General features: G+C 65.1%; 15 protein-coding genes. 8 read left to right on the top strand and 7 right to left on the bottom strand.

Annotation, left to right across the window (positions count from 1 at the left end; genetic code table 11):
- Positions 1-50: 50 nt before the first annotated feature.
- Complete coding sequence (locus ACVWYO_RS12795) at positions 51-314, bottom strand: hypothetical protein (RefSeq protein ID WP_457351321.1); 264 nt, start codon at positions 312-314, stop codon at positions 51-53.
- A gap of 77 nt (positions 315-391) precedes the next feature.
- Positions 392-673 (bottom strand): CsbD family protein, encoded by a 282-nt coding sequence (locus ACVWYO_RS12790; protein WP_457351319.1) that lies wholly within the window; start codon positions 671-673, stop codon positions 392-394.
- Positions 674-820: 147 nt separating this feature from the next.
- On the opposite strand from ACVWYO_RS12790, the gene ACVWYO_RS12785 reads away from it, so the two are divergent.
- Positions 821-1,084, top strand: a complete 264-nt coding sequence (locus ACVWYO_RS12785) for a DksA/TraR family C4-type zinc finger protein (protein ID WP_457351317.1) — start codon at positions 821-823, stop codon at positions 1,082-1,084.
- Positions 1,085-1,216: 132 nt separating this feature from the next.
- On the top strand, positions 1,217-2,095 hold the full coding sequence (locus tag ACVWYO_RS12780) for a DUF4886 domain-containing protein (RefSeq protein ID WP_457351315.1): 879 nt from the start codon (positions 1,217-1,219) through the stop codon (positions 2,093-2,095).
- A gap of 9 nt (positions 2,096-2,104) precedes the next feature.
- Here ACVWYO_RS12780 and ACVWYO_RS12775 read toward each other — a convergent pair whose 3' ends face one another.
- Positions 2,105-2,530, bottom strand: coding sequence for a pyridoxamine 5'-phosphate oxidase family protein (locus ACVWYO_RS12775; RefSeq protein WP_457354989.1), 426 nt, complete (start codon positions 2,528-2,530; stop codon positions 2,105-2,107).
- On the bottom strand, positions 2,527-3,177 hold the full coding sequence (locus tag ACVWYO_RS12770; protein ID WP_457351313.1) for a PRC-barrel domain containing protein: 651 nt from the start codon (positions 3,175-3,177) through the stop codon (positions 2,527-2,529). Before ACVWYO_RS12770 ends, ACVWYO_RS12775 begins: the two co-directional genes overlap by 4 nt.
- Positions 3,178-3,376: 199 nt before the next feature.
- On the opposite strand from ACVWYO_RS12770, the gene ACVWYO_RS12765 reads away from it, so the two are divergent.
- Entirely contained in the window at positions 3,377-3,919 is a 543-nt protein-coding gene (locus tag ACVWYO_RS12765) for a hemerythrin domain-containing protein (protein WP_457351311.1), read from the top strand.
- Positions 3,916-4,062: a hypothetical protein gene (locus ACVWYO_RS12760; RefSeq protein ID WP_457351309.1), complete on the top strand. Its 147-nt coding sequence runs from the start codon at positions 3,916-3,918 to the stop codon at positions 4,060-4,062. The genes ACVWYO_RS12765 and ACVWYO_RS12760 overlap by 4 nt, the downstream gene beginning before the upstream one ends.
- Here ACVWYO_RS12760 and ACVWYO_RS12755 read toward each other — a convergent pair.
- Positions 4,049-4,405 carry a hypothetical protein gene (locus ACVWYO_RS12755; RefSeq protein ID WP_457351307.1) on the bottom strand — a complete coding sequence of 119 codons (357 nt, stop codon included), beginning with the start codon at positions 4,403-4,405 and terminating at the stop codon, positions 4,049-4,051. The genes ACVWYO_RS12760 and ACVWYO_RS12755 overlap by 14 nt on opposite strands.
- A 67-nt stretch (positions 4,406-4,472) precedes the next feature.
- On the opposite strand from ACVWYO_RS12755, the gene ACVWYO_RS12750 reads away from it, so the two are divergent.
- The 3 genes from ACVWYO_RS12750 to ACVWYO_RS12740 all read left to right on the top strand — a co-directional run bounded on the left by ACVWYO_RS12750 (position 4,473) and on the right by ACVWYO_RS12740 (position 8,449).
- Positions 4,473-4,943, top strand: a complete 471-nt coding sequence (locus ACVWYO_RS12750; protein ID WP_457351305.1) for a hypothetical protein — start codon at positions 4,473-4,475, stop codon at positions 4,941-4,943.
- 254 nt (positions 4,944-5,197) lie between these two features.
- Positions 5,198-7,585, top strand: a complete 2,388-nt coding sequence (locus ACVWYO_RS12745) for a TonB-dependent receptor (RefSeq protein WP_457351303.1) — start codon at positions 5,198-5,200, stop codon at positions 7,583-7,585.
- A 192-nt stretch (positions 7,586-7,777) separates the two neighbouring features.
- Complete coding sequence (locus tag ACVWYO_RS12740; RefSeq protein WP_457351301.1) at positions 7,778-8,449, top strand: outer membrane protein; 672 nt, start codon at positions 7,778-7,780, stop codon at positions 8,447-8,449.
- Between the two features lie 81 nt (positions 8,450-8,530).
- On the opposite strand, the gene ACVWYO_RS12735 is transcribed toward ACVWYO_RS12740, so the two are convergent.
- Both ACVWYO_RS12735 and ACVWYO_RS12730 read right to left on the bottom strand, forming a co-directional pair.
- Positions 8,531-10,915, bottom strand: coding sequence for a TIM-barrel domain-containing protein (locus ACVWYO_RS12735; RefSeq protein WP_457351299.1), 2,385 nt, complete (start codon positions 10,913-10,915; stop codon positions 8,531-8,533).
- The gene (locus ACVWYO_RS12730; protein ID WP_457351297.1) at positions 10,912-12,165 is read right to left on the bottom strand and encodes an MFS transporter; all 1,254 of its coding nucleotides are present in this window, start codon (positions 12,163-12,165) and stop codon (positions 10,912-10,914) included. Before ACVWYO_RS12730 ends, ACVWYO_RS12735 begins: the two co-directional genes overlap by 4 nt.
- A 225-nt stretch (positions 12,166-12,390) precedes the next feature.
- Between ACVWYO_RS12730 and ACVWYO_RS12725 the strand changes: the two genes are divergently transcribed.
- Complete coding sequence (locus ACVWYO_RS12725) at positions 12,391-13,158, top strand: FadR/GntR family transcriptional regulator (protein ID WP_457351295.1); 768 nt, start codon at positions 12,391-12,393, stop codon at positions 13,156-13,158.
- Positions 13,159-13,161: the final 3 nt, after the last annotated feature.

Genomic DNA, 13,161 nt, shown 5'->3' with positions numbered 1-13,161 from the left:
AATGAAGAAAAAGACGTGGCTTGCTGTGATCGCGTCGCGATGCGGACTCGCTAGCCGACTGGATCGGGCGTGCCGCGCAGATTGATTGCGTCATATTGCTCGAGCAAAAGCGCAACTTCGCGCACCGTCGTTTCGAGCTCGCGTCGATGGCGCTCGGTCGCATCGGCGGTCGGGACACCATGGCGACCGTCGTGGATCGAAAAGCCATTCTCGATCAGCCAGAGCGCGTCGCTGGCGCGCGAGCGTTCGCGGCGCAGATGCATTGCCCATTGCTCGACCAGGCCGGAGGGAACGAGTCGATCGATTTCACCCATAGTCTGCCGTTCGATTGCCTTTGTACCTCCAACAGCGATTCGCCACCGTGCCGTCGCGGCACGGTGGCGATCGGGTGTTACTTGCCGCGCAGCGTGTTCATCACGGCGAGACCCAGCACGCCGACCAACGCCGCCGTAGCATAGGGCCGCTCGCGCGCGAAGGTGCGGGCCTTGTCGAGCAGCGGACCTGGGTTCGAGACGGCATCGACCGCGGCGCCGGCAACCTGCTTGGCATTCCCGACGACCTGATCGGCAACGCCCAAACCCTGCAGCGACGTGTCGCCCGTCAGCTTGCCTGCGGCTTCCTTGACGGCGCCACCGAGATCCTGAGCTTCACCCTTGAACGTCGTGCTGTTCATAATCGACCTTTCCATGCGCTGTGCCGGTCTTGGCGCGCGTGCGGCGATAACGAGCATTTGCGGCAGAAGGTCCCGACACAAAGCCGGACACCGGTGGAAAAGCGTCGGGCGCTCCCTATTTCGTATCATCGACAATGGGATACGGACATGGCGAACGGCTGGGCGCAGGACGGCGCGATACAGGATCAGATCGACGACACGGTAGCGGACGCAGTCTCCGCGGCGCGGGCACAATTGCTCGCGGGCGAGGCCGCGCTTTATTGCGCGCAGTGCGGCGAGGATATTCCCGAAGCGCGCCGCAAGGCGCTGCCCGGTGCACGCACGTGCATCGCCTGCCAGTCGAAGCGCGACGCGCAGATCCGCAGCGTCGGGATCAACCGGCGCGGCAGCAAGGATAGCCAGCTGCGCTAGATCCGCGGTCGGAGCGGGCGGGTACCCTTGAGTCCTCGCCTGTCTGTCACTTTCCCGAACGATGCGTTGCAGTCGGTCGCGACATTGCCGATAGGGCCGCACCGGGATCGACGGGACAGGGGCAAGATGACGATGAACGGCTTCAGGGCGCTTGCCATGGTGTTGGCGCTGTGCGCGGTCACCCCTGCCGCCGCGCAACCGCGCCAGCGTACGATCCTCTTCATCGGCAACAGCTTCACGCAAGGCGCGCATTCGCCGGTGCGGAATTGGCATGCCGGCAATGTCGTCGATCTCAACCGTGACGGCTATGGCGGCGTGCCGGCGCTGTTCAAGGAATTCACCGAGGAGGCTGGGCTCAATTACGCGGTCAGTCTCGAAACGCAGGGCGGTAAGACGCTCGCCTTTCATTATGACGAGCGTCGCGCTTTGTTCGAACGCGCGTGGGACGTCGTCGTGCTCCAGGAATTCAGCACCCTCGACAGCGAACGCCCTGGCGATGCCAGCGGCTATCTGCGCAGCGTGCCGCGCCTCGCCGGCTTGTTCCGAAGCTACAATCCCGCGGTGCAGATCGAACTGATGGCGACATGGAGCCGCGCCGATGAGACCTATCGACCAGGCGGGCATTGGTACGGCCACCCGATCACCGCGATGGCGCTCGATCTGCGTGGCGCCGCCAACCGCGCGCGCGTCGCAACGCACGGGCTCGGCGTGCTGCCCGTCGGCGAGGCGTGGAACCGCGCGATCCTGAACGGGGTAGCCGACGCCAATCCCTATGACGGCGTGGCCTTTGGCAAGCTCGATCTGTGGAGCTACGACCAATATCATGCGAGCGTGTACGGCTATTATCTCGAGGCGCTGGTCGTATTCGGGCGCATCACTGGAGTCGATCCGCTGACGCTGGGCAAGGGGGAGAGCGCCGCCGACGAGCTTGGCCTGTCCCCGGCGCAGGCCACCGCGCTGCAACGCGTCGCGCACGACCAGTTGGCCGCCGAGACGCGTCCGCGACGGTAACGCGAGGCCTTACGGTCGGACCTCGCCTTGATCCTCGCCGTTCCAGTAATGGAGCCGTTCGGCATGGACCTTGATCAGCACGAGCCCGGGCGTGTCCACGCCCTGCTCGAACCAGCGTTCGAGGTCGGGATTCCAATGCTCGGCGAACATCGCCTTGTCGCGGATCAGCTCGGCCTCGCCCGCCGCCGCGATGAACAAGGGCGGCTTGCCGAGCAGTCCCGAATTGCCGTGCAGCGTCAGCCCGACCTTGGGGTTCGCCGCAATCTCGCCGACGGTCTGCGTGTCGTCGAGGGCGAAGAAATAGCTGTCGCCATCATAATCGACATCGGCATTGTTGCTCATCGGACGCGCGGCAAGGCCGCCGTCGGGCGCGACCGTCGTCAGCATCGTGAAGTCGATTTTGCGCATCGCCGCGGAAAGATCCTCGAGGGTCATCGGCACCGGCTGCTCTCCTGTTGTGTCATGGCGATAACCGGCGGTCGCGGCGAGGGTTCCGCCAGCGCCGCGAGCGAAACCGGCCAGGCGCCGGGCTCGAGCAATGGTCGCCGTGAAAGCGCCGCGGCGTCGAGGTCGCAGATCGGACCCTCGGCAGCGAAGCGCACCTCGCCCGGATCCAACGCTCGCAGCCGTTCGCCGACGCCGCCAACCCCGTCTTCGCTGATCACGACATAAGCGAGCGCCGAGTCACTACACCGCATCATGCCATCGACCACCGTGCCGATCACTGCGCCGTCGCGCCCGGTGAGCCGTGCACCGGTGATCGCACCGATCGAAAACAGGCTGGGGACGCGCGCGGCCTGGCTGCGCGTCGCGGCTGCGCGGCTGCCATCCTCATAGCGCGCCTGGCGCCCGAGCCAACGCCAGATGCCGACAAGATTGACCAGCGTCAGAAAGCCGTTGGTCCATAGCAGGTTCTGCTGCCCCGTGCCGATCGCAACACTCGACCAGGCAACCGAACCGATCGTGAACACGATGAACCCCCAGCCCGTCACGCGCGTGCCAATATTGGCGGCGGTCATCACCGCCGCGATCATCGTCGCTACCGGTGCCACCCAGCCGGCAATGTCGCCGAGCGTCGCCATATCGAACGGACCTTTCGCCAAAAGTACTGCGCGCCGTAACGGCCAGGATCGGCAATGTGTCCAGCTCCCGCGCTGGAATAAGGGGTGCCTTGAGCGAAGTTAATTCTCCTTTTCTTTTGCCATGTTGGCGTATTTTTTCCGGAACGGGCCGGGGCTTTCGCGGGTTGAACTTCGAGAACTTTTCCATCGGAGGCTGCACATGTCTATCCTCGACAAAGCCATCGCCGCGATCACCCCACCCGAAAGCGATGCGGCCCGCGCGCAAGCACGCGCCAAGGCCGAAGCTGCGGCGGTACCCGGTAGCTGGCTCGCGCAGATCCTCGATCACCATCGGCAGATCGAAAGCGCGTTTGCCGCGGTGAAGGCGGCGGGCGCCCCCGAGGCGCGACGTGCCGCGCAGAAGGATCTCGCGTTGATCCTCACTGGTCACGCCATCGCCGAGGAAGCTGCGATCTACCCGGCGCTCGCCGCCGACAAACAGGTCGGCCATGCCGAACTCGCCTATCAGGAACAGGCCGCTGCCAAGATGGAAATGGGGCTGCTCGAACGGCTCGACCCGATGAGCCAGGACTATCTCGACAAGCTCGAGCATATCCGCGGTGCGGTCGCGCATCACGTCTATTCGGAGGAGGGCAGCTGGTTCCTAGAGCTTGCCGACGATGTCGATGCGGCCGAACAGGCGATGATCACGCAACGCTATTCGGAAGAATTCGCGCGCTATACCGGAAAGGCCGCGGCATGACCGACCCGCACACACCAGAGGACCGGACCGACGATGCGGCGACCGAGGGGAGCCTCCCGCAGGAGGACGTCGCGGATCGCCCGAACATCACCCCGGTGAAACCCGAGGACTATCCCGAGCAGGATCGCGCTAAGGGCGGCTGATCGCTTCCTTCGCGGTCAGCCGCAGGATCCGCGGGCGTTTCGGACGCGCGCGGAGCGCATCCTGCGCCTTCCAGAACAAGGCGATCGCGCCGATCTGCAGCAGGTAGGGCATACCCGCGCGTGGCGATTGAGGGCTTAATGCGGCATGCTGTGCCGCGGCGCGGCGCACCCGCATACCCGTGGGCACGCGCCGCCACCCGCGCACCGGGTCAGCCGATGCCCCGTCGCCGTCCGATCGGATCATGTCGTGGCGACAGCGGAGGCAGTGGCTGAAGATGAAGCGCTGGTTGCGCAGCAGCGTGAGGGCCGGCGCATGGCCGAGCAGGAGACACAATACCGTCATCGACGACCCCCTTGGTTCCCGGGTTGGATTGCAACAGCGTCGCGAGCGTGACCAAGTCGGAGGGCCCGTGATCGAGCGCCTGGGCCAGATCCCAAATCTCGAACCGCGGACCACTCGCGACGAGCAGCGCCACGCCGCCGATTCCGCCGCGCACGCGCATTATCGCGGGGATCTGGAGCATCCCATCGGGGGCGAGCGGCGCCTCCTCGACGAAGCCGTAAAGCCGCCGCATTCGATGATTGTCGTGGTATCCGCCCGGCGATTTGGCGAACCGCTCGGCAACGTCGAATTGGCGCTGCATGACATAGACCCGATCGAATGCGACGAGGCAGGGCGATTCTTCGTGCAGGCCGATCAACAGGAAGTCGTCAATGCAGCGCGATCGCGCGGTTTCGGAGAACCGCCGCGGCAGCATCAACTCGCCGCCCGCCGTCACTTCGCACAGCGCACTGCCAACATACATCTCGTCCATCGCCCGATCCCTCGACTACGCGAGACGATGGTTAACGTGACTGGCACGTCAGTCGGAATATCGTAACTCTACCCAGATGCTTTCCCCGCTAAAATGAAAAAGTCCTGGTGTGTGAACCTCTTAGGATATTGCCAGATCCCCTTATGACGAAAGATCGTGTTTTTACCGTATGCACGCCTTGCCGGTAGCCCGCAGCCGTTTGACGGCTGTCGCTGATGGTAGCGGTATCATCGACAAAACTGACCTTACCACTTGACCGAAAACGAGAAAATGTGGTCAGGCCGAGCGAACGTAGCCAAAGCGCGTGTCTGAGGGGATTGATGAAAATCATCTATATGTCGGCAAGTATGCTGGTTCTGGCGAGCCTCACGGCCGCCCCGAACGTAGCGGCAGCGCAGACCGCACCGCCAGCACCTGCCCCTCAAACCTCCGACCTCGAGCCTGTCGATACGGGCGATATCGTGGTCACGGCCCAGCGTCGCTCGGAGAACCTGCAGACCGTTCCCGTTGCCATCACGGTTGTCAGCGGCGACGCGTTGCGGGCGCAGAACATCAACAGCACCGAGACGCTCGACAAGGTCGTCCCCTCGCTGACCTTCAAGCGCGGCACCGCCAACGTCAATTCGACGATCGCGATCCGCGGCCTCGGTACGCAATCGTTCGCGTCCGGCGCCGAGCCGAGCGTTTCGACGATCATCGACGGGGTCGTCTATGGCCGCTCGGGCATGGCGACGCAGGAATTCGCCGACCTCGACCGGATCGAAGTGCTGCGCGGGCCGCAGGGCACGCTGTTCGGCAAGAATGCGAGCGCAGGCGCGCTCAACATCGTCACGCGGGCGCCGACCAAGACGTTCAAGGCCGAAGCCTCCGCCGCCTATTACGACCGCGCTGAATATCGCGCGAGCGCGACCGTGTCGGGCCCGCTGAGCGACAGTGTCGGCGCGCTGCTCAGCGGCTATTACGGCAATTACGACGGCAACGCCCGCAACGTGTACAACAACAGCTGGGTAAACGGCTATGAGAAGTTTGGGATCAAGGGCAAGCTCAAGGGCGAGTTCGGCGATCTGAGCGTCGGCATCGCCGCCGATTACAGCCACGAAAAGGACGATTGCTGCGGCGACATCCTGGGGACGTTCATCCCCAACGCGCAGTTCAGCACCATCTTCCTGCCACAGCAGCGTCCGGTCGTGCCGCGCTACGGCAATCGCGACCTCAACAACAATTTCACGCCGGGCACGACCGACACCAATACCGGCGTCTCGGCGACGCTCGACTATAAGCTCGGCGATTACACGCTGACCTCGATCACGGCGTATCGCAACTGGAAGAACCGCCAGCTGCGCGACGGCGATTTCGGATCGCAGTCGGGGCAATATGTCGCGGTCGCTTCGGCGGCGACGCCCGCTGCGGCGACGCAGAATATCGACCAGCGTGACGATGGCCGCCTCGACTTCAAGCAATACAGCCAGGAAATCCGCATCGCCTCGCCGAGCGGGCGCCGCTTCGAATATGTCGCCGGCGGCTTCTTCTGGTGGACCGACGAGAACGACACCTTCACCCGCTCGGACAGCTTCTGCTCCGCCTCGACGCTGGCGATCGACGCCACCGGGTTTCGGCCGTGCAGCACGGCGCCGGGGGTCAGCACCTTTGTGAGTTCGAACGGCCCGGCCGCCTGGAACACCAAGTTCCGCAGCCAGGCGGGCTTTGCCCAGGCGACGTGGGAAGTGGTCGATCACCTCAAGCTGATCGGCGGCCTTCGCTACACGCACGACAGCGTATCCTACAGCTTCGCGCGTACCGTTTCGGTCGCCGACGCGACGCTGCGTCCCGGCATCCAGGGCGCCTTCACCTCGGCGCAGCGCACGAGCGCGAACGGCGTATCGGGCAAGGCCGGCTTGCAATATCAGGTCACGCCTGACCTGATGGCGTACGGCACCTATTCGCGCGGCTATAAGGGGCCGGCGCTCAACGTCTTCTATTCGATGACCGCGAACAACACCGCGCCGATCAGCCCGGAGACGAGCAACGCCTTCGAGCTCGGCATCAAGTCGAAATTCTTCGATCGCCGCCTGACCTTGAACGCCGCGCTCTACAGCCAGGTGCTCGACAATTTCCAGGCGAACAGCTTCGTCACGCAAGGCGGGCAGACCTTCGTCACGCTGACCAATGCTGGGCGCGTCCGTTCGCGTGGGTTCGAGGCGGATTTCAGCCTGCGGCCGACCGATCACTTCACGCTCAACGGCGGCTACACCTACAATGAAGGCACGATCCGCGCTTTCTCGTGCGCACCGACGCTCTCGGCGGCCAATCTCGCCACCTGCCTCGCGCATAACGGCAAGCCGCTGCCCTTCGCGCCCAAGCACAAGTTCAACCTTGGCGCCGACTGGCGCCTGCCGCTCGAGGACGCGCTGCCCTTCACGGTCAAGCTCGGCTCGCAGGTCAGCTATTCGAGCCGGATCAATTTCGATCTCGACCAGACGCCGCTCGCGCAACAGGCCCCCTACGCGCTGCTCGATGCCAACATCACGCTCGGTAGCAAGGACGGCAAGTTCGAGCTGAGCCTGATCGGAAAGAATCTGACCGACAAATATTATGTCAGCTTCGTCACGCCGGCAGGCAATGGCGTGACCGCGCCTTCGTACCAGCGCCTGCAAGTGCCACGCGATGCGCAGCGCTATTTCGGGGTTCGCGGGACGGTGAAATACTGATCGCCGTGCTCCCGACTACGTGCTGACCAGCAGGCGGCGCTTCCGAGAGGAGGCGCCGTTTTGGTGTGCAAGGGGCTTCGGCACGACAGTTGCCCGAAAGACACACTGCGCGAAGCATCGCATCGGACCCTCGGAACTCTCCGGTTTGCATCGGGTTAAACCGCCACTCAATGCAATTTCAGAGGCCAAGCCATGTACAAGTTCATCACCGCGTCGCTCGCAGCAACCTTCCTCTCGGCGGTCCCCGCGCTTGCGCAGGACACTGCCGCCCCGATGGCGACCCAGGAGTCGACCACGGCCACTCCGGCCGAGGCAGCAGCCAATAGCGGCTCGGGCAGCTTCCGCGGCTTCCGCGTCGAAGGCAATTTCGGCGGCGATCGCTTCCAGTCGGAAGGCGTCCATCGCGACAAGTTCGGCTACGGCGCGTCGGTCGGCTTCGATGGCCAGCTGGGTCAGCGTTTCGTAGTCGGTCCGGAAGCGACCTACTGGCGTTCGAACAACTGGAGCGAGAACTGCACTGGCGCCAATGGCGGCGCGCTGTGCACCAAGTCGTTCGAGGAACTCGGCGTCGGCGTCCGTGCGGGCATTCAGGCGACTCCGCAGCTGCTCGTCTTCGGTAAGGGCGGGTACGTCAACAACCAGCAGCGCAAGCGCTTCACCTCGCCGGTCGCCGGGCGCAGCTTCTACGATCGCTACTCGACCGACGGCTATCAGCTCGGTGGTGGCGTTGAATACGGCATGGGCAGCCGCTTCTCGGGTCCGCTCTCGGGCCTCTACGTCTCGGCCCAGTATGTCTATTCGCAGTATTCGGACCACACCTCGCGTCAGCGCATCATGGGCGGCGTCGGTCTCCGCTTCAAGTAAGCACAGGCTGGACGGCGGCGACGCGTCGCCGTCCACCGCACGGTCCGATGACGGGCGTTCTCGCAAGAGGGCGCCCGTTTTCTATGCGCGATCGATCCGCACCGCGCGGCGGCCGGCGATGTCGTCACGTTCTTGGGTAACGGCGCCGGGCACCACCAGCGTCCGATCGTCGCCCTGCGGGAGCACGATCGTCAACGGACGCCAGTCGTTGGCGCTGACCTCGAGGACGATCTGGTCGATGGTGCAGCGGCCTGCGATGCGCCACTCACGCGGTTCGGCGCGGGCTTCGTCATCCTCGAGCGCGGTGAGCATACAGTCGCCCGCCGCCGCCGGCGGAAACAGCCAGAGCCCACGGTCGAGCGGATCGGGCGCGAAACCGCCGCCCGCGAGATCGACCAGCATCGCCGAGCCGGCGCGCGCGAACAGCGGCGGGTTGCCCGCGATCGGCGCATCGACCTCGATCACGCTCCCCCCGGCATGGCGGGCGCCGCTCCACACATCGTACCAGTCGTCGTGCCCGGGTAGCCGGACGCTGCGCGACGCGACACCCTGTTCGACGACGATCGCCGCGAGCACGTCGCGGCCAAGCATATGGTCGTCGCCGTCGTGCCAGGCGGCACCATCGTCGGGATGATCGAGCCAGACGGGCCCGACAATCGGCGCGAAGTCGCGGCTGTAGCGCAGCAGCAAATCGCCGAAGAATGGCAGCAGCGTCTGACGCAGCGCCATCAACCGCTGGATCGCCGGGAGCGCGTCGGCGTACATCCATGGCTCGTTGACGCTGCGGTCGTCGTTCCAGCTGTGGATGCTGAAACGCGGCATCAGCACGCCGGCCTGGACCCAGCGCAGCAGCAGTTCGGCGTCGGGCGGTGGTCCGGCGAACCCGCCGACATCGTGCCCGGTGTTCGAAATGCCCGACAGTGCCAGCCCCAAACCCATCTTGAGATTGTAGCGCAACGTCTTCCAGTCGGTGCGATTGTCACCCGACCAGGTCTGCGCGTAGCGCTGCAGGCCGGTCATCCCTGAGCGGGTCACGACATAGGGCCGCCTGCCAGGCGAATGCGCGATCTGCGCGGCGCGCGAGGCGCGCATCATCAGCAGCGCCTGCAGCGGCAGCGCCTCGGCGGCCGCGCGCGGGGTGCCGAAACCGTGGATCCGGGCGCGCGCATCCCACACTTCATATTCGTTATTGTCGTTCCACGTCGCCTCGATCCCGTTGTCGAGCAGGGCTGTGGTCACCTGCCCCTTCCACCATGTCGCGGTCGCCGGGTTGGTGAAATCGAGGTAGACGCCGGGCGCATCCCAGAATTGCGCTTGCGTCTCCACGCCATCCGCGTCGGCGACCAACAGCCCACCCGCGCGGACCTCGTCGATCAGCGGATGGTCGAGCAGCATCGCCGGCTTGATGTTCGGGACAAAACGGACGCCCACATCGGCATAGCTTTTGACGAAGGCGGCCGGATCGGGAAACTTGGTGCGGTTCCAATGGAACACGTAGCGCTTGTCGCCGATCGAGGTGTAGCCCGACGACAAATGGAACGAGGTGCAGCCGATGTCATGCTCGGCGAGCTTGGCGGTGAAGGTCTGCATCTGCACAGCGGCGTCGGGCGCGTCGGTATAGGTCATCGTCGAGCCCGAATAGCCGAGCGACCAGGCGGGCATCAGCGCCGGGCGACCGGTCAGCCAGGTAAAGCGCTTGGTCACCGAGAGCGGATCGGGACCGGCGATCATCCACACATCGACGTCGCCGTGATCGGCAACGACGTGCCGATAGGCCCCATGATAATTGTCGAGCTCGCGCCCGAAATCATACGTCACGCGCGCGAGCGTGTCGTGGAATTCGCCATGGCAGCGGCCGGCACTGTCGGCGACCAGGACATAGGGAATCGACTTGTAGAGCGGGTCGCTATGCTCGGCGTCATAGCCCATCGGATCGAGGCTGGTCAGCCGGAAGCGGCGGCCGGTGCGGTCCATCGCGCCGGCGCGTTCGCCGAGCGCGTAATGGCGGTCGCCCGCGCGGCGCTCGAGATAATGGTGCGCGCGACCATCCCACCAGCCGAAGTCATAGGCCTGGGTCGGACGGTCGGCCGCCATCGGCTGCCATGCAACGCCGTCATGCTGTTCCCAGCTGCAGTGCAGGCCATGCAGGGTAATCGTCACGCGAATTTGCGTGGTCGCAATGATGAGCTTGCCCTGGGCCTCGTCCACCAACGGCGCGGGGCAGGTGAAGCCCGCAATGTCCATCCGGTCGCGGCCGGGTTCCGCGATATCCTCGGCACCGGCAGCGATCGCCCAGCTCGGCGGGCTCGTCACAGACCCGTCAGCGAGCAACAGCAGACGGACGATATCGTCCTCGAGCACAAACAGATGCGCCAGCGCGCCGGTATCGGCCTTAAGCGTGATCCGGCCGCGCGTACGCTCGGTCAACGCGAACAACGGCGGGTTGGCGATCGTGGCGCGTCTCATATGCGGGCCTCCGGTAAGGTCAGACGATGGACAAAGACGATCAACACCACAGCGCCGATCAGGTCGAACACGGCGAGCGCACCGAATAGCGGCGCGTACCCGATCCTGTCGGCAAGCTGGCCGATCAGCAGCGAGAAGAGCAGCCCGCCGATCCACCCCGCCTGCCCGACGAAACCGTTGGCTGTGCCGACTTCCTCGGGCGTGAAGACATCGGCGGAGAGCGTGTTGATCAGCACCGAGATCATCTGGTGGGCAAAGCCGCCGATGCAGAACAGCGCGATCGCGGTGTAGGGGCTCGCAGCGAGGCCGATACAGCCCGGCGCGATCATCAACACCGCGGCCAGGCTGATGCCGAGCACGCGCGACGGGATCAGTCGCATCCCGAAATGCTTGATGAAGAAGGGCGAGAGATAGCCGCCGAGCACCCCGCCGAGATCGGCGGCCAGGAAAGGCAGCCAGGCGAACAAGGCGATCTGCTTGAGATCCATGCCACGCTCGGTGGCGAGATAGAGCGGGATCCAGAAGCTGAAGGTCTGCCATGCCGGCTCGGCGAGAGAGCGCGGCACCGCGATCACCCAGAATTTCGCGCTGCCCAGAATCTCCTTCGCGCTCGCGCGGCGGGACGGCACCAACGGGCGGTCCTCGGCGATCAGCGCGCGTTCGTCGGGCGTGATCGAAGGGTGGTCGCCCGGCGAGCGATAGAATGCATACCACGCGCCTGCCCAGACCAGCCCGACCGCACCGGTCACGACGAAGGCGAGCCGCCAATCTCCCCACAAGGTCACCGCGACGACGATCGGCGGCGCGATCAGTGCGCCGAGCGAGGTGCCGGCGTTGAACCAGCCCGTCGCGACCGAACGCTCGCGCGCGGGAAACCATTCGGCAATCGCCTTCATCCCCGAGGGGATCGCCGCGGCTTCGCTCATGCCGAGCAAGGCGCGGAAGAAAGCGAGGCTAAGCCAGCCGCCCGCCAGCGCGCTCAGCATGTTCGCGGCCGACCAGGCGACGCCGAAAAAGGCAAACCCCGCGCGCAACCCGAAATGATCGACGATATAGCCGGCGATCGGCTGCATCACGGTATAAGCGAGCTGAAACGCGCCGACGACATAGCTGTATTGCTGCGTCGACATCGCGAAGCTCGCCTTCAACTGCGGCGCGAGCACGCCGAGCGAATTGCGCGCAAGATAGTTGGCGATCGTGCCGACGCAGATCAGCGCGACGATCCACCAGCGCAGATGACGGATCTTCACGCGCCCTTTCCCCCTATCGTGTCGCGTACGCGCGCCCACGGCGCTGTGGCGATGACGCGGGCGTCCTGTTGCTGCACGGTGCGTCCTCTCCGACGATTTGTGACGATGCTAACCAGGTGACGGCCCTCTGTCGATGGTGGTAAGGCCAAATTGGCCAGGGAAGAAATGGTGGGTTAAGAGGCTGCGCATATTGCGCTCCTTGCAAAGCTCAGCCACGATTGGCCAATGACTGACCAGCCGCGCCGCGTGACCAGGCTCTACGAACGGGTCGCCTCCGACGTCCGTGCCTCCCTCGCGAGCGGACGCTATGCTATCGGCGACCGGTTGCCGTCGGAGCGCGACCTCGCGCTGCATTACAAGGTGTCGCGTCCGACAGTGCGCGAGGCGATCATCGCGCTCGAGGTCGATGGCATGGTCGAGGTGCGGACCAATTCGGGCGTTTATGTCGCGGCGCTGCAGCCGGCGGGCGGGGTGCTCACCGAAACCGACGTTGGCGGGTTCGAGCTACTTGAGGCGCGGCGGCTGATCGAATCGCAGGTCGCCGGGCTCGCCGCAGAGCAGATCGACGCCGAGCGCATCGCACGGCTGCGCACGCTGGTCGTCGAGATGGAGAATGCCGATCTCGTCACCGCCGAAGTCGCCGACCGCGAATTCCATCTCGAAATCGCGCGCGCCACCGGCAACAGCGCGCTCGAGATGACGGTGGCGATGCTGTGGGACACGCGCAGCCGCTCGCCGCAATACAAATTGCTGACCGAGAAGGTGCGCGCAGCCGGCGTCGCCCCGCGCCAGTCGGAGCATTTGCGGATCGTCGAGGCGCTCGCCACGGGCGATGCAAGCCGCGCGCACAATGCGATGTGGGAGCATCTCGGCCGCGTCATCGACGCGTTGCTCGAAGCGACCGAAGTCGAAGCGATCGAGCGCGCACGCGCGGATGTCGACGCCAAGCGGCGGCGCTTCCGCGACAAGGTGGCGGTGGCGAGTTCGGGCTAGACC

The sequence above is a fragment of the Sphingomonas sp. UYP23 genome, assembly GCF_054059235.1.
This window is presented reverse-complemented; position numbering and strand designations above follow the sequence as displayed.